Source organism: Streptococcus oralis (assembly GCF_019929345.1).
In the GTDB taxonomy this organism is placed as follows: Bacteria; Bacillota; Bacilli; order Lactobacillales; family Streptococcaceae; genus Streptococcus.
Genome location: NZ_JAHZPJ010000005.1, coordinates 1 through 22,738, shown reverse-complemented (window position 1 = coordinate 22,738; position 22,738 = coordinate 1). Strand labels below are relative to the sequence as shown.

Sequence of the window (22,738 nt, the reverse complement as noted above, 5' to 3'; positions counted from 1 at the left end):
TCAAGTCCTTTTTGATTACATAAATTGGGCGATAAAGACCACAATGATGATGATAGGAATGATAAAACGAAGAAGGAAGAGCCATACTTGGAAAAGTCCCTGTTTCCATGCTCTTCCATCAAGATGGAGTTCCTCCATAGCAAGAGCCTTTTTAAAGATATAGCCTGTAAAAAGTGACAGGCAGAGGGCTCCAAATGGCATGAGGAGATTGGAAACCAAGAAGTCCATAGCATCAAAGAAGGTCTTCCCAAATATGTGAACATCCGCCATAACACCGTAAGAAAGGGCTGAAGGAATTCCAAAAACAAAGGTCAAGATTCCTAAAATGGCACTCCATTTAGCACGCTTGCTGTTGTCCTGGTTGGTGATATTGCCCACATTGATTTCCAGCATCACGACAGAGGAAGTGACCGTCGCAAAGAGGAAGAGCAAGAGGAAAAGGATGTAGAAAATAGTTCCAAAAGGCATCTTGTCAAAGAGTTGAGGCAAGACGATAAAGAGCAGGCTTGGTCCCCCTTCAGACTGGATATTGAAGGCTGACATGGCTGGGAAAATGGCTAGACCTGCCATGATGGATACCGAGATGTTCATGGCTACGATGGAAATCCCTGATTGGACCAGATTGGTTTTCTTGTCCAAGTAGGAAGCATAGGTCAGCATGGCTGTCACCCCTAGTGAGAGGGCAAAGAAAGATTGACCTAGAGCGTAGAGTAGTCCAGCGCTAGTCAGTTTTGAAAAGTCTGGTTTGAGGAAGTAGAGAGCGCCTTCCATGGCATTTGGCAAGCTAAGAGAGCGCCCAATGATTACGACAAAGATGATAAAGAGCAGGGGCATCATGACTTTCGAGGCTCTTTCAATCCCTTTTTGAACTCCACGTGATACAATAAAGATATTCAATAAGATAAATGTAGCTTGAGCGCCTAGGGCAATGGCTGGATTTGAAATGATTGAAGTAAATAACTGAGCATAATCACCCGTTCCACCAAGCTGGAACAATTTTCCAAACTCAATGCCCAAATAGACTAGAATCCATCCACCGATAACACTGTAAAAGGAGAGTAGGATAAAGAGGGCAAAGGCACCAATCCAACCGATAAAGTTGTACTTGTTATTCTTGCCAAGTTTTCCAAAGGTTTTGATAGCGGAAACACCAGCACTACGGCCAAGGGCAAATTCAGCCAGCAGGAGCGGGAAACCAATTAAAATAGTGGAAATGAGAAAGACCAGTAAAAAGCCTCCACCGCCATTAGCAGCAGTCATGTAGGGGAACTTCCAAACGGCTCCAAGTCCAATGGCTGAGCCAGCAGATGCTAGAATAAAGCCTAGTTTCGAGCCCCATTGCGATTTTTCTGACATAGTTGAAACTCCAATCTCGTTTTTTAAAATAAGAAAAGGCTACTTGAGTTGTCAAATAGCCTTCTCTCAATGGCTCTTTATGAACCTTCTGTTTGATTGATAGACTTGACTATCCTATCATGTTTTCTAAGGTCTGTCAAGAAAACCATTTTCAAGTTTTCACACCTTTCTCAAAAAGTTAAAAATTTTTCGTAAAAACACTTGACTCTGACCTAAGGGGAGGGGATATACTATGATTGTAAGGAGGAAGTCATGTACCATATAAAAGAAGCTGCGCAGCTTTCAGGTGTCTCTGTCAAGACCCTGCACCACTACGATAAGATAGGACTCTTGGTTCCGTTAAAGTCGGAAAACGGCTATCGAACCTATAGTCAAGAGGATTTGGAACGCCTTCAGGTCATTCTGTATTATAAATATCTAGGTTTTTCTTTAGAAAAAATAGCAGAGCTATTAAAGGAAGAAAGGACTGATTTATTGCCCCATTTGACCAGGCAGTTGGACTATTTGACTCGAGAAAGGCAACATCTGGATACTTTGATTTCCACCTTGCAAAAAACCATTCAAGAACAAAAAGGAGAAATAGAAATGTCTATTGAGGAAAAATTTACTGGATTTAACTACCGAGACCATCAAAAATACCACCAAGAGGCGGTAGAGAAATATGGTCAAGAAGTCATGGGCCAAGCGCTTGAACGCCAAAGTGGTAGAGAAGACGAGGCTACGGCCGCCTTTAACCAAGTTTTTCAAGCTTTAGCTCATAACCTTAAAAATGGGTTAGCTGCAACAGCAGCCGAAAACCAGGAAGAGGCAGCTAAACTCTTGCAAGCTATCCGTACTTATGGATTTGACTGCTCTATTGAGGTATTCGGTCATATCGGCAAAGGCTACGTCTACAACCCAGAGTTTAAGGAAAACATTGACAAGTTTGGACCTGGTACAGCTCAATACACATCAGATGTTATTGCTGCTTACGTTCAGACAAATGCAGAATAAATAGGCTAGGAATTTCCTAGCCTATTTTTTACTTCAAGTCATAAAGCCAGTCGTCACCGTCTTTGTAGTAAAAGAATTCACTGAGATTTTCTTCTAAAAAAACACGAAGCATATCAGACATATCATCAGTAGCAAGTTTTAGATGAGACAGATTGTCAAAATCCTCCCACCAAACCTTCCCTTCGTCTGAGGACTGGAGTTCACCAGTAAAGTGTTTTGTCTTGTAAAAAAGGACGACATAACGATAATCCTTGTCATCGTACCAGTTTTTGATACCACAGAGTTGGGGTTTGGAAATGGTCAGACCAGTTTCTTCTTTCACTTCACGAATGACAGCATCGACAAAGGATTCGCCACGTTCAACATGACCACCAGGAAAAGTAATGCCAGGCCAGTCGGGGTTAACACGATCTTGAACCAGAACCTTGTCTCCGTTTTGAATCATACACATATTGACAAATTCGACTGTTTCTCTTCTGTTCATATTGTTTTTCCTATTTTGTTAGTAACTTTTCCACGACGTTTAACTTTCGCATGGTCAGAACCACGCCAAACAATTTTTCAAGATAGTTGGTATTGAGCTTTTTTTGTTTTGCAGTTCTAGGAAGATAGAGGTAGAGACAGTAATCGCCTACACAGATTTCTTCCTCGCCGTAGTCAGTTTTCAATTTTTCTAGTGGCAGACTTTGGATAAGTCCTTGATAAAGAATTACATGCACACGATCATGAAGATAGTCTTCTTTAAATGGATTCTCATGAACAATCTTTTCAAAATCGTTCTTATTCTTGATAACCATTTTTAAGTCGGCCCCAATTTTTTCCTTTATCAAAGTATGAACGCGTTCTCGTATTTCTTCTAAATCTGAGTCACTCTCAAGAATGATATTCCCACTTTGAATATAGGTTCGAACGTGTTGAAAACCAGCTTCTGTCAAAATATCTACCAAATATGACATTTTCGGGATAGCATTTTTTCCATTAGGAGTAACGCCTCTTAGTAAAATAATATGTTCCAAAGGACTTCCTTTCTTATTTGGTATTTATTGGATTGGAGCCTGCCACCCAGCCGGTGCAGAGGGCAGAAGTGATGTTGAAGCCACCCGTGTGGGCATTGATATCTATGACTTCGCCAGCAAAGTGGAGACCAGGAACGAGCTTACTTTCCAGAGTTTTGGGATTGATTTCCTTGAGACTGACACCGCCTTTGGTGACAAATGACTTGGCAAGAGACATTTTGCCAGTCACAGGGATTCTGAGGGCCTTGATGGACTGGAGAAGTTGTTTGAGTTCCTTTTCAGTCAGTTGTTTGACTTTTTCAGGATAGCCTTGCACCAAAAATTCTGCCAAGCGTTCTGGCAATAAGGTTCTTAAAGCATTTTTTAAGGATTTTTCCCGATTTTCTTCTAGAAATGCCACCAAGTTGCTCTCAGAAAGTTGAGGCAAAACATCCAGTGAAAGAACTTCCCCACCCTTGACAAAACTAGACATACGCAGAGCAGCAGGACCGGATAGACCAAAGTGGGTAAAGAGCAGATCGTGGGTGATGACATGCTTACCATAACTTAAAGTCACATCGTCCAGCGAAATCCCCTGAAGCGCTTTGTGAGGGAAGCCTGTCAACAATGGGCTCTCAGCGGCTTCAAGCTCGGTCACAGTGTGCTTAAAATGGCGGGCAATCTCGTGGCCAAATCCAGTCGAACCAGTAGAAGGATAAGATTTACCACCAGTTGTGACAATCAGTTTATCGCAAGTCCAAGTCTGGTTGCTAGATCTGACAGTGAAAAGATCATCAGTTTTTTTGACGGAGACGACTTCGGTGTTGGTGATGACAGTGCCGCCCAGCTCTGCAATTTTCTTTTCCAAAGCTTCGATAATAGTCCGAGACTTGTCACTAGCAGGAAAGACGCGTCCGTGGTCCTCGACCTTGAGTTTAACACCATTTTCCGTAAAAAAGTTGATGATATCATGGTTATCAAACTGGGAGAAGACACTGTAAAGAAACCGCCCGTTACCAGGGATGCCAGCTAATAGGTCATCTAAAGTTCCATTGTTGGTCACATTACAACGACCACCGCCCGTTCCAGCTAATTTTTTCCCAAGTTTTCGATTTTTTTCGATGAGTAGAGTTTTCTGACCATAAAAGCTACTGGAAATGGTAGCCATCATACCTGCAGGTCCTCCACCAATGACAATAGTATCAAAATGTTTCATAGCTCTATTGTACCACAAAAAACAAGAGATGCTTGACATCTCTTGTTGCTCATAATCTTAGTTGATTTCATATCCCATCAACAAACCGCCATCTTCTGCATAGAAACTGCAGAGACCAGATGTCGGGATGATTTTGATATCCGCTTGTGGGAAGGTTTCCAGCAAGCGTTCTGACAATTGCTGACAGAATTTTTCATTGCTGCGATGAGCCATGACGATACGGCCACCAGCGTAGCCAGCCTTGATGAGTTCTTCATAGGCTGCTTGAAGGGATTTTTTTGGTCCACGCGCTTTTTGGAGTAGTTCTAGGGTTCCAGTTTCACTTGCTTCCCCAACCATACGGATGTTGAGAAGACCGACAACTGTACCGATCAGCTTGCTTAAACGACCATTTTTTACCAAGTTATCAACCTTAGCGAGTACAAAAAGCAACTTCGTTTTTTCTTGGTAGGCTGTAATAGCTTCAACAATTTCCTCATAAGAAAGTCCTTGATCAATCAAGCTATTGATTTTCTCGACAATCAAGTCAACCTCACCACCTGCAGACAATGTATCGATCACATGAATCTGAGTGTCAGGATGTTCTTCAAGATAGATATTCTTAGCGAGCTGTGCACTATTATGGCTACCTGAAAGAGTACCAGTGATAGTAACGACAAAGATATGCTTAGCACCTTCAAATGCTCGCAAGTAATCATCAGGGCTAGGACAAGCTGATTTTGAAGCCTCAGAAGTCGCATACATGGTTTCCATCATGTGGTCAATGTCAAGATTGGCATCATCGATAAAGACCTGATCAGCTACTTGAATGGTTAAAGGAACACTAACAAATTCCGTATCAATAGCAGGAGTTGCCAGTTGACGATAATCACAACCAGAGTCAGCTACAATCTTCCAAGTCATAGAAATTCTCCATCTTTGTCACTTATACATTGACAAAGGTTCTGTCTTTTTTTACAATTATATCATGAAAGCCCTTGAAACAAAAGTACCACCTCTCTGTTGTCACAAGTAGAAAGAAATTGTTATGTCTGAACGTAAAATATCTGAAAAATCTCTTGAAAATCTCAGAAAATCAAATCAAGAATCCAATTTTTTAACCAGAGAAGCAATCGAGACGGCTCTTTTGCAACTTCTAGAGAAAAAAGACTTGGCCAAGATCAGTATTTCGGAGCTGGTCAAACGTGCGGGCGTCTCTCGTGCCGCCTTCTATCGTAACTATGACTCCAAAGAAGAGATTTTGGAAAGTGTCTTTAAACGCAGTGTCCATAACATTATGGAACAGCTGAGCCACTACGATGTCAAAACCGACCTTTATCTAGTATGGGTTCACCTTTTTCGAGCAGCCAAGAAAGAAGCCAAGGTTATCCAACTTGCTCTGGACTATCATTTGGAAAAGATTTTTGTCCAAGCCATGCAGGAATTTCTAGAAAAATACCACGGGAAATCAAAAGGTGTCAGTAGCTACCTTCATTCCTTTTGGAGCTCTGCCATCGTATCGGTTCTGCTCAAATGGATCAAGGATGGCATGAAGGTTCCAGCTGAAAAGATTGCAGATTTACGCTTGCCATTTTTCAAAAAATAGGGGATAAGGAGAAGACTTATGACAGAAAAAAGACTGGCTTGGGATGAGTACTTTGCAGCCCAGGCTTTACTGATTGCCAATCGTTCGACCTGCAAACGTGCCAAGGTGGGAGCTGTCCTCGTTAAGGACAATAAAGTCATTTCAACAGGCTACAATGGTTCCGTATCAGGAACGGAGCACTGTATTGACCACGAATGTCTGGTCATTGAAGGTCACTGTGTTCGAACCCTTCACGCCGAGGTCAATGCTATTCTCCAAGGGGCTGAGCGAGGGGTTCCCAGAGGATTTACAGCCTATGTGACCCATTTCCCTTGTCTGAACTGCACCAAACAACTGCTACAAGTTGGTTGCAAGCGCGTGGTTTATATCAACCAGTACCGAATGGATGACTATGCCCAGTACCTTTATCAAGAAAAAGGCACCGAGTTAACCCATTTACCATTAGAGACTGTTCAGACGGCTCTTCAAGAGGCAGATTTGATTTAAAAATTAATAAAAATAAATGGTTTAGAAAGCTTTTTAAACCGTTTTTTGATATAATAAGAAGAATAAATTGAAAGAAGGAATTCAGAAAATGGGAAAAATTGAAGTCATTAATCATCCACTCATTCAACACAAGTTGTCAATCTTGCGTCGTACAGACACTTCCACAAAAGCTTTTCGTGAGCTAGTAGATGAGATTGCAATGTTGATGGGATATGAAGTACTTCGTGATCTTCCACTTGAAGATGTGGAAATCGAAACACCTATCACAAAGACCGTTCAAAAACAATTGGCTGGTAAAAAATTGGCGATTGTCCCAATCTTGCGTGCAGGTATCGGGATGGTAGATGGCCTCTTGAGCTTGGTTCCGGCAGCCAAAGTTGGTCATATCGGTATGTACCGTGATGAAGAAACCCTTCAACCAGTTGAATACTTGGTGAAATTACCTGAGGATATTGACCAACGTCAAATTTTTGTCGTTGATCCAATGTTGGCAACAGGTGGCTCAGCAATCTTGGCAGTAGATTCCCTTAAAAAACGTGGTGCTTCAAATATCAAGTTTGTCTGCCTAGTATCTGCTCCAGAAGGAGTGAAAGCTCTTCAAGAAGCACACCCAGATGTAGAAATTTTTACTGCGGCCTTGGATGAACGCTTGAACGAACACGGTTATATCGTTCCAGGTCTTGGAGATGCTGGAGACCGCTTGTTTGGTACGAAATAACCTAGAGAAGAGAGAAATTTAATATGGGATTTGATTGGGAGGAAATTTTAGGTGAGGAAGAAAATATTGCCGAAGCCTATGATGAACTAGTAAATAAAGCTATGGAAGATAATGATGACCTGTATGTATCTGGTGATTGGAATGGGGAGAATGTTCGTTTTAAACGTAAATGGTGTAATCATGAATTTTCTGAACAAGAAATAAATGATTTGTTAAGTGGTAAAGAGATTCGTTTTCGATGTACTGTGACTAAAAATGAGCAGGATGTTATTGGGAAATTAGAGCATTTAGAATACAAGGGAACTAAGTACGTAGGTTTTTCTCCTTCTAATTGGAAAAAGTGATTTTTGATACTAAATTTAATGTTTGTTATAAATTAAATTTGACCTTTTTTGACCAAAAAGATATAATAGTTCTGTATTGAGTCGTAAGACTAAGAAAATTCAACATTAAAAGGAGAAATGAATGATTCCTGTAGTTATTGAACAAACAAGCCGTGGAGAACGTTCCTATGATATTTACTCTCGTCTTCTGAAAGACCGCATTATCATGCTAACAGGTCCAGTTGAAGACAACATGGCCAACTCCGTTATTGCCCAATTACTTTTCTTGGATGCCCAAGATAGCACAAAAGATATTTATCTTTATGTCAACACACCTGGAGGATCTGTTTCAGCTGGTTTGGCAATCGTTGATACCATGAACTTTATCAAGGCGGATGTCCAAACTATCGTTATGGGGATGGCTGCATCTATGGGGACTGTTATTGCATCAAGTGGCGCAAAAGGCAAACGTTTCATGCTTCCAAATGCGGAGTACATGATTCACCAACCAATGGGTGGAACAGGTGGTGGTACCCAACAAACCGATATGGCAATCGCTGCAGAGCACTTGCTCAAAACTCGTAAGACTTTGGAGCAAATCCTTGCAGATAACTCTGGTAAATCAGTCAAGCAAATTCATGCAGATGCAGAACGTGATTACTGGATGAGTGCCCAAGAAACACTTGAATATGGCTTTATCGATGAAATCATGGCCAATAACTCTTTAAGCTAAGCAACCTAGAAAGCAAACTCGACGGAGTTTGCTTTTTTTGATATAATAGGAGAAGATTTCTTAGAAAGAGGATCCCTCATGTTTGAAAAAACAAATCGATCAGGAGTAATCATCTATCTCTACTATAATCGAGACGCAAAAAAACTTTTGGAATACGGTGATATCTGTTACCATTCCAAAAAACATCGTTACTTGCAGCTCTATGTTCCAACTGAGGAACTAGATGACTTAGTTGAGAGATTAGGTAAGGAAAGATATATCAAGAAAATTAGACGTTGCCATATTCAAGAGCTAGAAACTCCCTTCGTTGGGAATCTCTATCGGACTGAAGAAAACGTTATCATTTAAAAAAGTTAAACAAATACATTGACAATTTTCTGATAATTCGGTATATTCTTAACATACAATTTTTGAAACAACTATAAGGAGATTAAAAATGAAGAAAAAATTTGCCCTATCTTTTGTGGCTCTTGCTAGTGTGGCTCTTCTTGCTGCCTGTGGAGAGGTCAAGTCAGGAGCGTCAAACACAACTGGAAATCCAGTAGACGAAAAAACAATTAAAATCGGTTTTAACTTTGAAGAGACAGGTGCTGTGGCGGCTTACGGTACAGCTGAACAAAAAGGTGCCCAACTTGCTGTAGACGAAATCAACGCTGCAGGTGGAATTGATGGAAAACAAATCGAAGTTGTAGACAAAGACAACAAATCTGAAACAGCTGAAGCAGCTTCTGTTACAACGAACCTTGTAACTCAATCAAAAGTTGCAGCTATCGTAGGACCTGCGACATCTGGTGCAACTGCCGCAGCTGTAGCTAATGCTACTAAAGCTGGAGTGCCATTGATTTCACCAAGTGCTACTCAAGACGGTTTGACTAAAGGTCAAGATTACCTATTTATCGGAACATTCCAAGATAGCTTCCAAGGGAAGATTATTTCTAACTATGTAACAAACAAATTGAATGCTAAGAAGGTTGTTCTTTATACTGACAACGCTAGTGACTATGCAAAAGGTATTGCTAAATCTTTCCGTGAAGCCTATAAGGGTGAGATTGTAGCAGATGAAACTTTTGTAGCAGGTGATACTGACTTCCAAGCAGCCCTTACTAAAATGAAAGACAAAGAGTTTGACGCTATCGTTGTTCCAGGTTACTACACAGAAGCAGGTAAGATTGTAAACCAAGCGCGTGGTATGGGAATTGATAAACCAATCGTTGGTGGTGACGGCTTTAACGGTGAAGAGTTTGTTCAACAAGCAACTGCTGAAAGAGCATCAAACATTTACTTCATTTCAGGATTCTCAACTACAGTTGATGTTTCTGCAAAAGCTAAAGCTTTCCTTGAAGCATACCGTGCTAAATACAATGAAGAACCTTCAACGTTCTCAGCTTTGGCCTATGACTCAGTTTACCTAGTAGCAAATGCTGCAAAAGGTGCTAAAAACTCAGGTGAAATCAAGGACAACCTTGCTAAAACCAAAGATTTTGAAGGTGTAACTGGTCAAACAAGCTTTGATGCTGACCACAATACAGTGAAAACTGCTTACATGATGACCATGAATAATGGTAAAGTGGAAGCAGCAGAAGTTGTAAAACCATAACATTAGAATAGTAGTTGAAATAGGGAATGAGCCTTTGACTCACTCCCTGTTTCGGTGTTTATGAACTTGTGAAAATTGAGAAATTTTCTAAAAAATAACGATAGAAAAGAGTGAATGCTATGCTCCAACAACTTGTGAATGGTTTAATTCTGGGTAGTGTTTATGCACTTTTGGCCCTGGGTTATACCATGGTTTATGGAATTATCAAACTCATCAACTTCGCCCACGGTGATATTTTTATGATGGGTGCCTTTATTGGTTACTTTTTGATTAATTCTTTCCAAATGGATTTCTTTTTAGCTTTAATTATTTCAATGGCAGGAACCGCACTACTTGGTGTCGTGATTGAGTTTCTTGCCTACCGTCCTTTGCGACACTCTACACGTATTGCTGTTTTGATTACAGCCATCGGAGTGTCTTTCCTACTGGAATACGGGATGGTTTACTTAGTCGGTGCCAATACTCGTGCCTTTCCTCAAGCTATTCAAACAGTTCGCTATGATTTGGGGCCAATCAGCTTGACAAATGTTCAGTTGATGATTCTAGCAGTTTCCTTACTCCTGATGATTTTATTGCAAGTGATTGTTCAAAAAACAAAAATGGGGAAAGCCATGCGTGCGGTATCAGTTGATAGCGATGCAGCTCAATTGATGGGAATTAACGTAAATCGTACAATCAGTTTTACCTTTGCTTTGGGTTCAGCCCTTGCTGGAGCAGCAGGTGTCCTCATTGCCCTTTACTACAACTCTCTTGAACCATTGATGGGTGTGACTCCAGGTCTGAAATCATTCGTCGCGGCCGTTCTTGGTGGTATCGGGATTATTCCTGGTGCAGCTCTAGGGGGATTTGTGATTGGCTTGTTGGAAACTTTTGCAACTGCCTTTGGTATGTCTGATTTCCGTGATGCTATCGTATATGGAATCTTGCTTTTGATTCTGATTGTTCGACCTGCAGGTATCCTTGGTAAGAATGTGAAAGAGAAGGTGTAAACAATGAAGACAAATCTTAAAGTAAATATTCTATGGTTATTCCTTCTGTTAGCAGGTTATGGATTGATTAGTGTACTGGTTTCTGCTGGTGTTCTCAATCTGTTCCATGTCCAAATTTTAGAACAAATTGGGATTAATATCATCCTTGCAGTAGGTCTGAACTTAATCGTTGGTTTTTCAGGACAATTCTCACTCGGCCATGCAGGTTTTATGGCGATTGGGGCTTATGCAGCAGCGATTATTGGTTCAAAATCACCAACCTATGGTGCCTTCTTTGGAGCGATGGTTTTGGGTGCCTTGATTTCTGGTGCAGTCGCTTTGCTCGTTGGGATCCCAACACTCCGTTTGAAGGGTGACTACCTGGCTGTTGCGACACTAGGTGTTTCAGAAATCATTCGTATCTTTATCATTAATGGTGGTAGTTTGACAAACGGTGCTGCTGGTATCTTGGGTATTCCAAACTTTACCAACTGGCAGATGGTTTATCTTTTTGTAATTATCACAACTATTGCAACCCTCAACTTCTTACGTAGTCCAATTGGACGCTCTACTCTATCTGTTCGTGAGGATGAGATTGCTGCAGAATCCGTTGGGGTAAACACTACAAAGATCAAGATTATGGCTTTTGTCTTTGGTGCTATTACAGCAAGTATTGCTGGTTCACTTCAGGCCGGCTTTATCGGATCTGTTGTACCAAAAGATTACACCTTTATTAATTCCATCAACGTGTTGATTGTCGTTGTATTTGGTGGACTTGGATCGATTACTGGTACCATCGTTTCAGCGATTGTTTTAGGAATTTTAAATATGCTCCTTCAAGATGTGGCTAGCGTACGTATGATTATCTACGCTTTGGCTCTTGTATTGGTGATGATTTTCAGACCAGGTGGACTTCTTGGAACATGGGAATTAAGTCTATCACGTTTCTTTAAAAAATCGAAGAAGGAGGGACAAAACTAATGGCATTACTTGAAGTTAAACAGTTAACCAAACATTTTGGCGGTCTAACAGCTGTTGGAGATGTCACTCTTGAATTGAACGAGGGAGAGTTGGTTGGTCTGATTGGACCAAACGGGGCTGGTAAAACAACTCTTTTCAATCTCTTGACGGGTGTTTATGAACCAAGTGAAGGTACGGTGACACTAGATGGTCACCTCCTAAATGGGAAAACTCCTTATAAGATTGCTTCACTTGGACTCAGTCGTACTTTCCAAAATATTCGTTTGTTCAAGGACTTGACAGTTTTGGAAAATGTTTTGATTGCATTTAGCAATCATCATAAACAACATGTCCTTGCGAGCTTCCTACGCCTACCAGCTTTTTATAAGAATGAGGAAGAATTAAAAAGCAAAGCTTTGGACTTGCTTAAGATTTTTGATTTGGATGGTGATGCAGATACACTTGCTAAAAATCTGGCCTATGGTCAACAACGTCGATTAGAAATCGTTCGTGCTCTGGCAACTGAACCTAAGATTCTCTTTTTGGACGAACCTGCAGCTGGTATGAATCCACAAGAAACAGCTGAATTGACAGAATTGATCCGTCGTATTAAAGATGAATTTAAAATTACCATCATGCTTATCGAACATGACATGAATTTGGTTATGGAAGTCACTGAGCGTATCTATGTTCTTGAATATGGTCGGTTGATTGCTCATGGGACTCCGGATGAGATCAAGAACAACAAACGCGTTATCGAAGCTTATCTAGGAGGTGAAGCCTAATGTCTATGTTAAAAGTTGAAAACCTCTCTGTGCATTACGGTATGATCCAAGCAGTTCGTGATGTAAGTTTCGAGGTTAATGAAGGTGAAGTTGTTTCTCTTATCGGTGCCAATGGTGCTGGTAAAACAACCATTCTTCGTACTCTTTCAGGTTTGGTTCGTCCAAGTGCTGGTAAAATTCAGTTTTTGGGAAAAGAAATTCAAAAGATGCCAGCGCAAAAAATTGTGGCAGGTGGTCTTTCACAAGTCCCTGAGGGACGCCATGTTTTTCCGGGTTTGACTGTTATGGAAAACTTAGAAATGGGAGCTTTCTTGAAGAAAAATCGTGAAGAAAACCAAGCCAACTTGAAAAAAGTCTTTTCACGTTTCCCTCGTCTGGAAGAGCGTAAAAACCAAGATGCGGCGACTCTTTCAGGTGGTGAACAGCAGATGCTAGCTATGGGACGCGCTCTCATGTCTACACCTAAGCTCCTTCTCTTGGATGAACCGTCAATGGGACTTGCCCCAATCTTTATCCAAGAAATTTTTGATATCATTCAAGATATTCAGAAGCAAGGAACAACGGTTCTCCTAATTGAACAGAACGCGAACAAGGCCCTTGCTATCTCTGACCGTGGTTATGTACTTGAAACAGGAAAGATTGTCCTATCAGGAACAGGAAAAGAACTCGCAGCATCAGATGAAGTCAGAAAAGCATATCTAGGTGGCTAAAACAATCCAGTGGATTGTTTTAGTCGGCGGATAAGAATTGCCCAAGCAATTCTCCTCTAGTCTGGGAGACTAGTTTAGGTTGCAGATGGAGATTGCGTAAGCAATTATCTAATTTAGTGGATTATTTTGTAGATGAATTTGAAGAGCTCCAAATTTGGGGCTCTTTTTTCGTTTGGTCCCTATTTTGATGGACCTGATTTGAGCACTCGTTTTCTTGATATAGAATCTAACTTGACAAAAGTATGCGTTCATCATATAATTAAATAAACAAAAACATTGAACAAAGAGGCTGAGGATATGCTATCAGAAAAACAATTTAAACTTTTACGTTTTTTGTTGACTCACAAAGACGAAAACTTTACGCAGAGACAATTGGCTGAACAGCTAGACATCGCTTTGGGGACGGTAAATAATCTTCTCAAGGAATGTAAAGAAGAGAAGTGGATCAGTGAGGAAAATCACTTAACTGACTTAGGTGAGGAGGCTTTGGCTCCGTATCAGGTGAAGAATGCCATTATCATGGCTGCAGGTATGAGTAGCCGCTTTGCTCCTTTGTCTTATGAGATACCTAAAGGATTGCTTCAAGTTAAAGGTGAGCGTTTGATTGAGAGAGAAATCAAGCAATTGCAAGAAGCAGGAATAGAAGATATTACAGTTATCGTAGGCTATCTACAAGAAAAAATGTTTTATCTGGCAGAAAAGTTTGGCGTTAAAATCGTTGTGAATAATGATTACTACAAGTACAACAACTGTTCTTCTCTCATGCTAGTCAGAGATCAACTTTCTAACACTTATATTTGCTCTTCGGATAATTATTTTGTAGAAAATCCGTTTGAACGATACATTTACAGAGGTTATTATTCGACTATATTTGCAGAAGGGGACACAGACGAATACTGCTCTAAGGAAGATTCCAATCACACGATTATCGATATTCAAATCGGTGGGACAAATACTTGGGCTATGGTGGGGCATGTTTATTTTGATCATGCATTTAGTGAAAAATTCGTAGATATTTTAGAAACTGAATTTAAACATGAGCCATATCGCGAACAGCTATGGGAAGATTATTATAGTCGTCACGTCAAAGAACTTCCTTTAGAAGCTCGACATTATTCAGCAGATATTGTTAAGGAGTTTGATTCACTAGATGAGTTGCGTCAGTTTGATGAACACTATTTGGTGAATACTAATTCAGAAATCATTGATAACATCTGTAAGACATTAGGATGTATAGCTTCAGATATTGTCAATATTAAACCCCTAAAAGACGGTTTAACCAACACTTCGTTTTCATTTGACTGCCTAGGGAAGAAATATGTTTACCGTCATCCAGGTAGAGGAACGGAGAATTATATCGATCGTGCTAGTGAAGCGGCTTCCATGGAAATTGCTGCAAAATTGAAGATTGACCGTACCTTTGTTGCCATGAACAAGGATGAGGGCTGGAAAATTTCAGAATTTATCCCTAATGCCAAGCAACTAGATTATGATAATTGGGATGATGTAGCAAAAGCAATGGATCTCTTGAGACGTTTGCACCAATCTGGAGAAAAAACAAATCATTCCTTTAATCAATTTGAGGGGATTGATGATTTTAGACAAAAACTAAAAGCCAGCAATCGTTTTGAATTTGATGGACTTGAGGAGTTGGATAAGAATGTCTCGGTCCTCGAAAAGTTTCTACAAGAAGAGCAGACGAAAAAGGTTCTCTGCCACGGAGATTCTTATAGTCCAAATTTCTTGTTGAACGAAGCTGGCGAAATGAGCTTGATTGATTGGGAATATTCTGGTATGGGAGATCCAGCAGGAGATTTAGGAACCTTTATCGGGTGTTCAAATTATACAGTGGAAGAAGCTGAAAAGGTACTTGAAATCTATTTACAAGAAGTTCCAGATAAGAACACCAAACGTCACTATTTTGCCTATGTATCAGTAACTTCATATTATTGGTTTTTGTGGGCCCTGTTCCAAGAAAGCGTTGGGAAACCCGTGGGTGAATTTCTTTATATCTGGTATCGTTATACCAAGCAGTATGGGCAAATTGCACTAGATTTGTATTTGGAGGAGAATTGAGATGAAACCGACATCTGAAATTGAAGAATTAGTAGCAAATGAAACGAAAAGAAGGTTAGAAGAAATGGAATCTCCAAACTATGTGTTTGCTCAGCCATTTCTAAAAAGTGATTTTATTATAGTCATTGGCTTAGTTCTAATTAACCTTATTCTGATTATCCTAGCCATGACAGGAGGTATTCAATAAAATGTCTAAGATGAATGACTTTATTCAACAGGAGACGATAACGGGTATTGTTCCCATGACCAACAAGGATCGTCAGTATTCTTTCTGGGATCTCTTCCTATCAACAAGTGGTTTTGCCATCGCAACTTGGTGTTATACCCAAGGAGCCTATGTGGCTCAATATTTGACCTTTAATCAAATGTTGATTAATATTTTTAGTTTTAACATTATCTGGGTCTTTATTGAATGTCTCCCAATTTTGTTTGCCGTTAAGTATGGAATTGATTTATGGATTTGGTTGAGAGCTGTCCTCGGAAAAAAAGGCGTAGCCTTGCTATCAACCATTATTAGTTTAGCTAACTTTGGCTGGTATGCCGTTGCGGCCAATCTTTTTGCTAGTTCTATGATCCACTTGGCAAATAATTTTGGTCTTGGTTTAGACAAGGGAGTATGGGCGCCTATTCTTGGTACCCTCTGTGTTCTTCTTGGAACGCTGATTGCTCTAGGAGGTCCAGAAGTGATTAAATGGACCAATCGATTCTTGGTAATCGCCTTGTTGATTGTCGGTCTCATTATCGTTGGAATCTGCTTTGTAGCCGTGCCTATCACTGACATTATGAACATTCAACCGGCTACCCAAGGAGATTTGATGCCATTAGAACGCTTCATGCTTTCTGGAGAAGGAAATGTTGCCTTTGCCTTTTCTTGGTCTACACAGGCATTAGTTTTACCGCGTTTAGCAAAATCAGAACGTAGTGGCTATTGGGCTACAACTTTATCATACGGGGTTGTTGCGCCATTCTTTGTTGCGACAGGTGGAGTCATGGCTCTAGCCATGTTTGTCAAAACAGGTGTTTATGAAAGTGATCCAACAACCATGCTATCAACTCTAAGCACACCAGCCTTTGCCCTCTTAAGTCTACTACTAGTAGCCTTTGCCAATATTGGAACCCAGGGTACAGGATCGTACGTGAACTGTATGATTGTAAAAAGCGGGATGCCAAAAGTAAGCTATAAACTAATGGTTTGGATTGCTATGGTTTACGTGAGTCTACTCACTATCTGGGGAGGGGTAGAAGAGTACTTCGGTTCCTTCATCTCACTAGCCGCTTATATTCAGGGACCAATTATTGGTATGATCGTTGTTGACTACTTTATCTTAAGAAAACGAAAACTTGATTTGCGTTCAGCTTATTTCCTTGAAGGACACGATGCTTACGAGTTTACCAAAGGATTTAACTTGGTTGGCTTGTCTTGCGTATTTATCTCCTTGTTGGTTGCAGTACTATTTGTTTATAATCCTGTAACAGCACAGATTCAAAGTTCAATCTTTTTAATCACAACTGGTAGTGGCTTTACTGCAATTTTTGGTGGTTTATTGTACTGGTTAGCTAGCTTAACTCCGTTAAAACGCTATATGATCAAGGATCGGGACTCTGTTACGATTTAAGGATAAATGAAAACCTTCATCTATATCTATTTGCTTCCTCTTTTTTGAAAGTTAATTTTACACTAGTAATTGATATGATTCTAGTCAATCATGTTCTGATTATTTTAGCCATGACAGGAGATATTTGATAAAATGTCCAAGATGAATGACTTTATTCAACAGGAGACGATAACGGGAATCGTTCCTATGACCAACAAGGATCGTCAGTATTCTTTCTGGGATCTCTTCCTATCAACAAGTGGTTTTGCCATCGCAACTTGGTGTTATACCCAAGGAGCCTATGTGGCTCAGTATTTGAGTTTTAATCAAATGTTGATAAATATTTTTAGCTTTAACATTATCTGGGTCTTTATTGAATGTCTTCCAATTTTGTTTGCTGTTAAATATGGAATTGATTTGTGGATCTGGTTGAGAGCCGTTCTAGGTAGAAAAGGGGTGGCCGTTCTATCAACCGTGATTAGTCTGGCAAATTTTGGTTGGTACGCCGTTACCGCCAATCTTTTTGCCAGCTCCATGATTCATTTGGCAAATAATTTTGGACTTGGTTTGGACAAGGGAGTATGGGCACCGATTCTTGGTACACTCTGTGTTCTCCTTGGAACGCTGATTGCACTTGGGGGCCCAGAGGTGATTAAAGGCACTAATCGCTTTCTAGTGGTAGCCTTGTTATTTGTCGGGCTAATCATCGTTGGGATCTGTTTTGTTGCGGTTCCGATTAGGGATATTATGAATGTCCAACCTGCCATCCAAGAAAATTTGACACCGATTGAACGTTTTATGATGTCAGGGGAAGGAAATGTGGCCGTAGCCTTTTCATGGTCTACACAAGCATTTGTCTTACCACGTTTGGCAAAATCAGAACGCAGTGGCTATTGGGCTACAGCATTATCGTATGGGGTTGTTGCGCCATTCTTCGCTGCGACAGGTGGAGTCATGGCTCTAGCCATGTTTGTCAAAACAGGTGTCTATGAAAGTGACCCAACGACGATGCTTTCAACGTTGAGCACTCCTGCCTTTGCCCTTTTAAGTTTACTACTGGTAGCTTTTGCTAATATTGGAACCCAGGGTACAGGATCGTACGTGAACTGTATGATTGTAAAAAGCGGGATGCCAAAAGTAAGCTATAAACTAATGGTTTGGGTTGCCATGGTTTATGTGAGCCTACTTACGATTTGGGGAGGAGTGGATGAATACTTTGGTTCTTTCATCTCGCTGGCTGCCTATATTCAAGGCCCCATTATCGGAATGATCGTTGTTGATTACTTTATCTTAAGAAAACGAAAACTTGATTTGCATTCAGCCTATTTCCTTGAAGGACATGACGCCTATGAGTTTACAAATGGCTTTAACCTGGTGGGATTATCTTGTGTACTCATTTCCTTGTTAGTTGCAGTACTATTTGTTTACAATCCTATAACAAAGCATATCCAGAGTCCTGTGTTCCTGCTTACAACTGGTAGTGGCTTTACGGCGATTTTTGGAGGCCTGTTGTACTGGCTAGCTAGCTTAACTCCATTAAAACGCTATATGCTTAAGGATCGAGACTCCGTTACGATTTAAGTTTAAGAGAGAAGGCTGTTTCTCTCTTTTTTTTGTGATTGAATGTTACAAAATCTTGAAAAAGAGATGAAAGCGTTTGATAGTTTTTGTAAGAAAGTGTATAATTATAGTAGCAATAAAGAAGGAGAAGTCTCATGGCAGTTAAAGATTTTATGACCCGCAAGGTAGTTTATATCAGTCCAGATACGACTGTAGCACATGCAGCAGATTTGATGCGCGAGCAAGGCTTGCACCGTTTACCTGTTATCGAAAATGACCAATTAGTTGGTCTGGTAACAGAAGGCACTATAGCGGAAGCCAGCCCATCTAAAGCAACCAGCCTCTCTATCTATGAGATGAATTATCTTCTCAATAAGACTAAAGTTAAAGATGTTATGATTCGGGATGTCATCACAGTATCAGGTTATGCTAGTCTAGAAGATGCGACCTATCTCATGTTGAAGAATAAGATCGGTATTCTTCCAGTTGTGGATAACCAACAGGTTTATGGTGTGATTACAGATCGTGATGTTTTTCAGGCTTTTCTAGAAATTGCTGGCTACGGCGAGGAAGGGATTCGCGTTCGGTTTATTACGGAAAATGAAGTTGGTGTTTTAGGCAAGATTGTAACCTCAATCGTTGAGGAAAATCTAAATATTTCTCACACGGTTAATATTCCGCGCAAGGACGGCAAGGTCGTGATTGAGGTTCAAATTGATGGAACAAGTGATTTGACTTCTCTGAAGGAGAAATTTGAAGCGCAAGGTATCCAAGTAGAGGAAATTGCTCGAACCTCTGCTAAAAAGTTATAAATATGGAGGGTGAAAGCCCTCTTTTTGTATACAATTTGAAATAACAAGCAAAATATGGAAAGAAATGAGAGAATGTGGTATAATGAAACGATGTGAATAAAGGAGTATTTATGGACATTTCAGAAATTCGTCAAAAAATTGACGCAAATCGTGAAAAATTAGCTTCTTTCAGGGGGTCTCTTTGACCTCGAAGGACTAGAGGAAGAAATTGCCATCTTGGAAAACAAGATGACAGAACCTGATTTTTGGAACGATAATATCGCGGCCCAAAAAACGTCGCAAGAATTAAATGAATTAAAAAATACCTACAACACCTTTTGCAAGATGGAGGAGTTGCAGGATGAAGTTGAAATTTTATTGGACTTTTTAGCAGAAGACGAGTCAGTCCATGATGAACTGGTCGAACAGTTGACAGAACTGGATAAGATGATGACCAGCTACGAGATGACCCTTCTCTTGTCAGAACCTTATGACCATAATAATGCCATCTTGGAAATCCATCCAGGATCTGGTGGTACTGAGGCACAGGACTGGGGCGATATGTTGCTTCGTATGTATACTCGTTATGGAAATGCAAAAGGCTTTAAAGTTGAAGTCTTGGATTACCAAGCTGGTGATGAAGCGGGCATCAAATCTGTAACCTTGTCTTTTGAAGGTCCAAATGCTTATGGCCTTCTCAAATCAGAAATGGGTGTTCACCGTTTAGTCCGTATTTCGCCATTTGACTCTGCCAAACGTCGCCATACTTCATTTACATCCGTAGAGGTTATGCCTGAGTTGGATGATACTATCGAAGTGGAGATTCGTGAAGATGATATCAAAATGGATACCTTCCGTTCAGGTGGCGCTGGTGGACAAAACGTCAATAAGGTTTCAACAGGTGTGCGTTTGACACACATTCCTACGGGAACTGTCGTTCAATCAACGGTCGATCGTACCCAGTATGGAAATAGAGATCGTGCTATGAAGATGTTGCAAGCTAAGCTCTATCAAATGGAGCAAGAAAAGAAAGCTGCGGAAGTCGATTCCCTCAAAGGTGAGAAAAAAGAAATCACTTGGGGAAGTCAGATTCGTTCTTATGTCTTCACACCTTATACCATGGTAAAAGATCACCGTACGAGCTTTGAAGTTGCCCAGGTAGATAAGGTCATGGATGGAGATCTTGATGGTTTCATCGACGCCTATCTCAAGTGGCGGATCAGCTAAGAATAGAAAGGAACTCACATGTCAATCATTGAAATGCGAGATGTTGTCAAAAAATATGATAACGGAACGACTGCCCTCCGTGGAGTCTCTCTTAGTATTGAACCAGGAGAATTTGCCTACATCGTAGGACCTTCAGGAGCAGGGAAGTCAACCTTTATTCGAGCTTTATATCGAGAAGTAAAGATTGAAAAAGGGAGCCTAACAGTTGCAGGCTTTAATTTGGTTAAAATCAAGAAGAAAGATATCCCACTGCTCCGTCGCAGTGTTGGGGTAGTCTTTCAAGATTACAAACTCTTGCCAAAGAAAACCGTTTATGAAAATATTGCTTACGCAATGGAAGTTATCGGAGAGAACCGCCGCAATATTAAGAAACGGGTTATGGAAGTCTTGGACTTGGTCGGTTTGAAACACAAGGTTCGCTCTTTCCCTAATGAACTCTCAGGTGGAGAGCAGCAACGGATTGCGATTGCTCGCGCGATTGTGAACAATCCCAAAGTCTTGATTGCCGATGAACCGACAGGAAACTTGGACCCAGATAATTCATGGGAAATTATGAATCTGTTGGAACGCATCAATCTCCAAGGTACTACTGTCTTGATGGCGACCCACAATAGCCAGATTGTAAATACCTTGCGCCACCGTGTCATTGCCATTGAAAATGGTCGTGTCGTTCGTGACGAAGCTAAAGGAGAATATGGATACGATGATTAGTAGATTTTTTCGCCATTTATTTGAATCATTAAAAAGTTTAAAACGAAATGGCTGGATGACAGTAGCAGCAGTGAGTTCGGTTATGATTACCTTGACACTTGTTGCTCTGTTTGCATCTGTAATTTTTAATACAGCAAAACTGGCTACCGACATTGAAAACAACGTTCGGGTCATGGTTTACATTCGTAAGGATGTAGCTGATAACAGTGAAACGATTGAAAAAGAAGGTCAGACAGTTACCAATAATGACTACCACAAGGTCTATGATGCTTTGAAAGCTATGCCTGCTGTTAAGAGTGTTACCTTCTCAAGTAAAGAAGAACAGTACGAAAAACTAACGGAAACAATGGGTGACGATTGGAAGGTCTTTGAAGGGGATGCAAATCCTCTCTATGATGCTTATATCGTCGATACAAATTCTCCGAGTGATGTTAAAACGGTAGCTGAAGAAGCTAAGAAGATCGAAGGAGTGTCAGAAGTTCAAGATGGTGGAGCCAACACTCAACGACTTTTCGAACTGGCTTCCTTTATCCGTGTTTGGGGATTGGTTATTGCAGGGCTCTTGATTTTTATTGCAGTCTTCTTGATTTCCAATACCATCCGTATCACTATTATTTCACGTAGTCGTGAAATTCAGATCATGCGTCTAGTAGGAGCGAGAAATGGCTACATCCGTGGCCCATTCTTGCTGGAAGGTGCTTTTATCGGCTTACTAGGTGCAGCGATTCCTTCAGTCCTTGTATTCTTTATCTACAATATGGTTTATCAATCTGTCAATAAATCCTTGGTAGGTCAAAACTTGTCAATGATTACACCAGATGTGTTTATTCCTCTGATGACAGTCCTATTATTTGTAATCGGAATTTTTATTGGTTCAATTGGTTCAGGAATTTCGATGCGTCGATTCTTAAAGATTTAAGAAAATAGGAGTGCCTATATTTTATAAAAGAGAAGTTTTAGGAACTTCTCTTTTTAGTTTGCAAAGCCACTGATCTTGTATTTGATTGACATCAACTGAGAAAAGCAGTAGTCCTCTATCCCGTACCAACACAGAAAATGCCTCCTTATCGCTAAGGAAGCATTTTCTCATAGTGAGGTAGATAGTCTTGTTTAGTCTCTTCTTAAGAATTGATCTAAATAATAATTAAAGTAGGTTTTCTGGCCGGTAATCATGACGACCCGCCCCTCAATGCCATAACGCAATTTCTCAGCCTGCTCATCTGTTAAACTCGTTTCAGCCTCTACTTTAAAGAAGTTGCCTTTTTCGGTCTTTGTTGCATTGCTGTCAATATTGGAAATGGTAGATGTGAGAACAAATTCCTTATTGTTCTCATCCAAGGCAGTGAAACGGAT

Annotated in this window: 25 protein-coding genes and 1 pseudogene; 20 read left to right on the top strand and 6 right to left on the bottom strand. The window is 40.5% G+C overall.

The features are described from left to right. Positions 1–15 precede the first annotated feature (15 nt). Positions 16–1,356, bottom strand: coding sequence for a sodium-dependent transporter (locus K1I97_RS04775; protein ID WP_223331635.1), 1,341 nt, complete (start codon positions 1,354–1,356; stop codon positions 16–18). A gap of 252 nt (positions 1,357–1,608) precedes the next feature. Between K1I97_RS04775 and K1I97_RS04770 the strand changes: the two genes are divergently transcribed. Next, positions 1,609–2,349 (top strand): MerR family transcriptional regulator, encoded by a 741-nt coding sequence (locus tag K1I97_RS04770; RefSeq protein WP_223331634.1) that lies wholly within the window; start codon positions 1,609–1,611, stop codon positions 2,347–2,349. Between the two features lie 28 nt (positions 2,350–2,377). Here K1I97_RS04770 and K1I97_RS04765 read toward each other — a convergent pair whose 3' ends face one another. From K1I97_RS04765 to K1I97_RS04750, 4 genes are read right to left on the bottom strand one after another with little or no spacing between them, the layout of a single operon-like run. After that, positions 2,378–2,833 carry an 8-oxo-dGTP diphosphatase gene (locus K1I97_RS04765; RefSeq protein ID WP_223331633.1) on the bottom strand — a complete coding sequence of 152 codons (456 nt, stop codon included), beginning with the start codon at positions 2,831–2,833 and terminating at the stop codon, positions 2,378–2,380. A 10-nt stretch (positions 2,834–2,843) separates the two neighbouring features. Next, positions 2,844–3,365 (bottom strand): DUF1697 domain-containing protein, encoded by a 522-nt coding sequence (locus K1I97_RS04760; protein WP_042767777.1) that lies wholly within the window; start codon positions 3,363–3,365, stop codon positions 2,844–2,846. Between the two features lie 13 nt (positions 3,366–3,378). Beyond that, positions 3,379–4,560 carry an NAD(P)/FAD-dependent oxidoreductase gene (locus K1I97_RS04755; protein ID WP_317628035.1) on the bottom strand — a complete coding sequence of 394 codons (1,182 nt, stop codon included), beginning with the start codon at positions 4,558–4,560 and terminating at the stop codon, positions 3,379–3,381. 57 nt (positions 4,561–4,617) lie between these two features. Further along, the gene (locus K1I97_RS04750) at positions 4,618–5,463 is read right to left on the bottom strand and encodes a DegV family protein (protein ID WP_000219947.1); all 846 of its coding nucleotides are present in this window, start codon (positions 5,461–5,463) and stop codon (positions 4,618–4,620) included. 124 nt (positions 5,464–5,587) lie between these two features. Here K1I97_RS04750 and K1I97_RS04745 point away from each other — a divergent pair, with 124 nt between their 5' ends. The 19 genes from K1I97_RS04745 (at position 5,588) to ftsX (ending at position 22,304) form a co-directional block, all read left to right on the top strand. Further along, positions 5,588–6,145: a TetR/AcrR family transcriptional regulator gene (locus K1I97_RS04745; RefSeq protein WP_000003897.1), complete on the top strand. Its 558-nt coding sequence runs from the start codon at positions 5,588–5,590 to the stop codon at positions 6,143–6,145. Positions 6,146–6,163: 18 nt separating this feature from the next. Next, positions 6,164–6,631, top strand: a complete 468-nt coding sequence (locus K1I97_RS04740) for a deoxycytidylate deaminase (protein ID WP_000136994.1) — start codon at positions 6,164–6,166, stop codon at positions 6,629–6,631. A gap of 88 nt (positions 6,632–6,719) precedes the next feature. Next, a complete protein-coding gene (gene upp, locus K1I97_RS04735; protein WP_000515974.1) occupies positions 6,720–7,349 on the top strand; it encodes a uracil phosphoribosyltransferase in 630 nt (209 codons plus the stop codon). Positions 7,350–7,372: 23 nt separating this feature from the next. Next, positions 7,373–7,693, top strand: coding sequence for a hypothetical protein (locus K1I97_RS04730; RefSeq protein ID WP_049518960.1), 321 nt, complete (start codon positions 7,373–7,375; stop codon positions 7,691–7,693). A gap of 121 nt (positions 7,694–7,814) precedes the next feature. Beyond that, a complete protein-coding gene (clpP, locus tag K1I97_RS04725; protein ID WP_049518961.1) occupies positions 7,815–8,405 on the top strand; it encodes an ATP-dependent Clp protease proteolytic subunit ClpP in 591 nt (196 codons plus the stop codon). A 78-nt stretch (positions 8,406–8,483) separates the two neighbouring features. Beyond that, a complete protein-coding gene (locus K1I97_RS04720; protein WP_049518962.1) occupies positions 8,484–8,753 on the top strand; it encodes a YlbG family protein in 270 nt (89 codons plus the stop codon). Positions 8,754–8,841: 88 nt separating this feature from the next. Next, entirely contained in the window at positions 8,842–10,002 is a 1,161-nt protein-coding gene (locus K1I97_RS04715) for an ABC transporter substrate-binding protein (RefSeq protein ID WP_223331631.1), read from the top strand. A gap of 119 nt (positions 10,003–10,121) precedes the next feature. Next, positions 10,122–10,991 carry a branched-chain amino acid ABC transporter permease gene (locus tag K1I97_RS04710; RefSeq protein ID WP_223331630.1) on the top strand — a complete coding sequence of 290 codons (870 nt, stop codon included), beginning with the start codon at positions 10,122–10,124 and terminating at the stop codon, positions 10,989–10,991. Between the two features lie 3 nt (positions 10,992–10,994). Beyond that, positions 10,995–11,951 (top strand): branched-chain amino acid ABC transporter permease, encoded by a 957-nt coding sequence (locus K1I97_RS04705; RefSeq protein WP_223331629.1) that lies wholly within the window; start codon positions 10,995–10,997, stop codon positions 11,949–11,951. Beyond that, positions 11,951–12,715 carry an ABC transporter ATP-binding protein gene (locus K1I97_RS04700; RefSeq protein WP_001186014.1) on the top strand — a complete coding sequence of 255 codons (765 nt, stop codon included), beginning with the start codon at positions 11,951–11,953 and terminating at the stop codon, positions 12,713–12,715. Before K1I97_RS04705 ends, K1I97_RS04700 begins: the two co-directional genes overlap by 1 nt. Beyond that, positions 12,715–13,425: an ABC transporter ATP-binding protein gene (locus tag K1I97_RS04695; protein WP_000062210.1), complete on the top strand. Its 711-nt coding sequence runs from the start codon at positions 12,715–12,717 to the stop codon at positions 13,423–13,425. The genes K1I97_RS04700 and K1I97_RS04695 overlap by 1 nt, the downstream gene beginning before the upstream one ends. A gap of 297 nt (positions 13,426–13,722) precedes the next feature. After that, positions 13,723–15,501, top strand: coding sequence for a phosphotransferase (locus K1I97_RS04690; protein WP_223331628.1), 1,779 nt, complete (start codon positions 13,723–13,725; stop codon positions 15,499–15,501). Position 15,502: 1 nt separating this feature from the next. After that, positions 15,503–15,688 (top strand): hypothetical protein, encoded by a 186-nt coding sequence (locus K1I97_RS04685; protein WP_000805405.1) that lies wholly within the window; start codon positions 15,503–15,505, stop codon positions 15,686–15,688. A gap of 1 nt (position 15,689) precedes the next feature. Next, positions 15,690–17,117 carry a cytosine permease gene (locus K1I97_RS04680; protein ID WP_223331627.1) on the top strand — a complete coding sequence of 476 codons (1,428 nt, stop codon included), beginning with the start codon at positions 15,690–15,692 and terminating at the stop codon, positions 17,115–17,117. A 132-nt stretch (positions 17,118–17,249) separates the two neighbouring features. Then, positions 17,250–18,677, top strand: coding sequence for a cytosine permease (locus tag K1I97_RS04675; RefSeq protein WP_223331626.1), 1,428 nt, complete (start codon positions 17,250–17,252; stop codon positions 18,675–18,677). 134 nt (positions 18,678–18,811) lie between these two features. Further along, positions 18,812–19,468 (top strand): CBS domain-containing protein, encoded by a 657-nt coding sequence (locus tag K1I97_RS04670; protein ID WP_223331625.1) that lies wholly within the window; start codon positions 18,812–18,814, stop codon positions 19,466–19,468. A 110-nt stretch (positions 19,469–19,578) separates the two neighbouring features. Continuing rightward, a protein-coding gene (gene prfB / locus K1I97_RS04665; protein ID WP_141553699.1) for a peptide chain release factor 2 occupies positions 19,579–20,674 on the top strand; the annotation gives its coding sequence in 2 pieces (ribosomal slippage) (positions 19,579–19,650 and positions 19,652–20,674; 1,095 coding nt in all). A gap of 18 nt (positions 20,675–20,692) precedes the next feature. Beyond that, positions 20,693–21,385, top strand: coding sequence for a cell division ATP-binding protein FtsE (gene ftsE / locus K1I97_RS04660; RefSeq protein WP_000022257.1), 693 nt, complete (start codon positions 20,693–20,695; stop codon positions 21,383–21,385). Beyond that, a complete protein-coding gene (gene ftsX, locus K1I97_RS04655) occupies positions 21,378–22,304 on the top strand; it encodes a permease-like cell division protein FtsX (protein WP_223331624.1) in 927 nt (308 codons plus the stop codon). Before ftsE ends, ftsX begins: the two co-directional genes overlap by 8 nt. 191 nt (positions 22,305–22,495) lie before the next feature. Here the strand turns inward: ftsX and K1I97_RS04650 are convergent. Continuing rightward, positions 22,496–22,738 (bottom strand): annotated as a pseudogene (locus tag K1I97_RS04650) (competence protein ComB); the annotation flags it as partial.

Excerpts from the sequence above, each read along its gene's own strand:
- K1I97_RS04775 (WP_223331635.1), bottom strand. The coding sequence starts at position 1,356 with ATGTCAGAAAAATCGCAATGGGGCTCGAAACTAGGCTTTATTCTAGCA.
- K1I97_RS04770 (WP_223331634.1), top strand. The coding sequence starts at position 1,609 with ATGTACCATATAAAAGAAGCTGCGCAGCTTTCAGGTGTCTCTGTCAAG.
- K1I97_RS04765 (WP_223331633.1), bottom strand. The coding sequence starts at position 2,833 with ATGAACAGAAGAGAAACAGTCGAATTTGTCAATATGTGTATGATTCAA.
- K1I97_RS04755 (WP_317628035.1), bottom strand. The coding sequence starts at position 4,560 with ATGAAACATTTTGATACTATTGTCATTGGTGGAGGACCTGCAGGTATG.
- K1I97_RS04750 (WP_000219947.1), bottom strand. The coding sequence starts at position 5,463 with ATGACTTGGAAGATTGTAGCTGACTCTGGTTGTGATTATCGTCAACTG.
- K1I97_RS04745 (WP_000003897.1), top strand. The coding sequence starts at position 5,588 with ATGTCTGAACGTAAAATATCTGAAAAATCTCTTGAAAATCTCAGAAAA.
- K1I97_RS04740 (WP_000136994.1), top strand. The coding sequence starts at position 6,164 with ATGACAGAAAAAAGACTGGCTTGGGATGAGTACTTTGCAGCCCAGGCT.
- upp (WP_000515974.1), top strand. The coding sequence starts at position 6,720 with ATGGGAAAAATTGAAGTCATTAATCATCCACTCATTCAACACAAGTTG.
- K1I97_RS04730 (WP_049518960.1), top strand. The coding sequence starts at position 7,373 with ATGGGATTTGATTGGGAGGAAATTTTAGGTGAGGAAGAAAATATTGCC.
- clpP (WP_049518961.1), top strand. The coding sequence starts at position 7,815 with ATGATTCCTGTAGTTATTGAACAAACAAGCCGTGGAGAACGTTCCTAT.
- K1I97_RS04720 (WP_049518962.1), top strand. The coding sequence starts at position 8,484 with ATGTTTGAAAAAACAAATCGATCAGGAGTAATCATCTATCTCTACTAT.
- K1I97_RS04715 (WP_223331631.1), top strand. The coding sequence starts at position 8,842 with ATGAAGAAAAAATTTGCCCTATCTTTTGTGGCTCTTGCTAGTGTGGCT.
- K1I97_RS04710 (WP_223331630.1), top strand. The coding sequence starts at position 10,122 with ATGCTCCAACAACTTGTGAATGGTTTAATTCTGGGTAGTGTTTATGCA.
- K1I97_RS04705 (WP_223331629.1), top strand. The coding sequence starts at position 10,995 with ATGAAGACAAATCTTAAAGTAAATATTCTATGGTTATTCCTTCTGTTA.
- K1I97_RS04700 (WP_001186014.1), top strand. The coding sequence starts at position 11,951 with ATGGCATTACTTGAAGTTAAACAGTTAACCAAACATTTTGGCGGTCTA.
- K1I97_RS04695 (WP_000062210.1), top strand. The coding sequence starts at position 12,715 with ATGTCTATGTTAAAAGTTGAAAACCTCTCTGTGCATTACGGTATGATC.
- K1I97_RS04690 (WP_223331628.1), top strand. The coding sequence starts at position 13,723 with ATGCTATCAGAAAAACAATTTAAACTTTTACGTTTTTTGTTGACTCAC.
- K1I97_RS04685 (WP_000805405.1), top strand. The coding sequence starts at position 15,503 with ATGAAACCGACATCTGAAATTGAAGAATTAGTAGCAAATGAAACGAAA.
- K1I97_RS04680 (WP_223331627.1), top strand. The coding sequence starts at position 15,690 with ATGTCTAAGATGAATGACTTTATTCAACAGGAGACGATAACGGGTATT.
- K1I97_RS04675 (WP_223331626.1), top strand. The coding sequence starts at position 17,250 with ATGTCCAAGATGAATGACTTTATTCAACAGGAGACGATAACGGGAATC.
- K1I97_RS04670 (WP_223331625.1), top strand. The coding sequence starts at position 18,812 with ATGGCAGTTAAAGATTTTATGACCCGCAAGGTAGTTTATATCAGTCCA.
- ftsE (WP_000022257.1), top strand. The coding sequence starts at position 20,693 with ATGTCAATCATTGAAATGCGAGATGTTGTCAAAAAATATGATAACGGA.
- ftsX (WP_223331624.1), top strand. The coding sequence starts at position 21,378 with ATGATTAGTAGATTTTTTCGCCATTTATTTGAATCATTAAAAAGTTTA.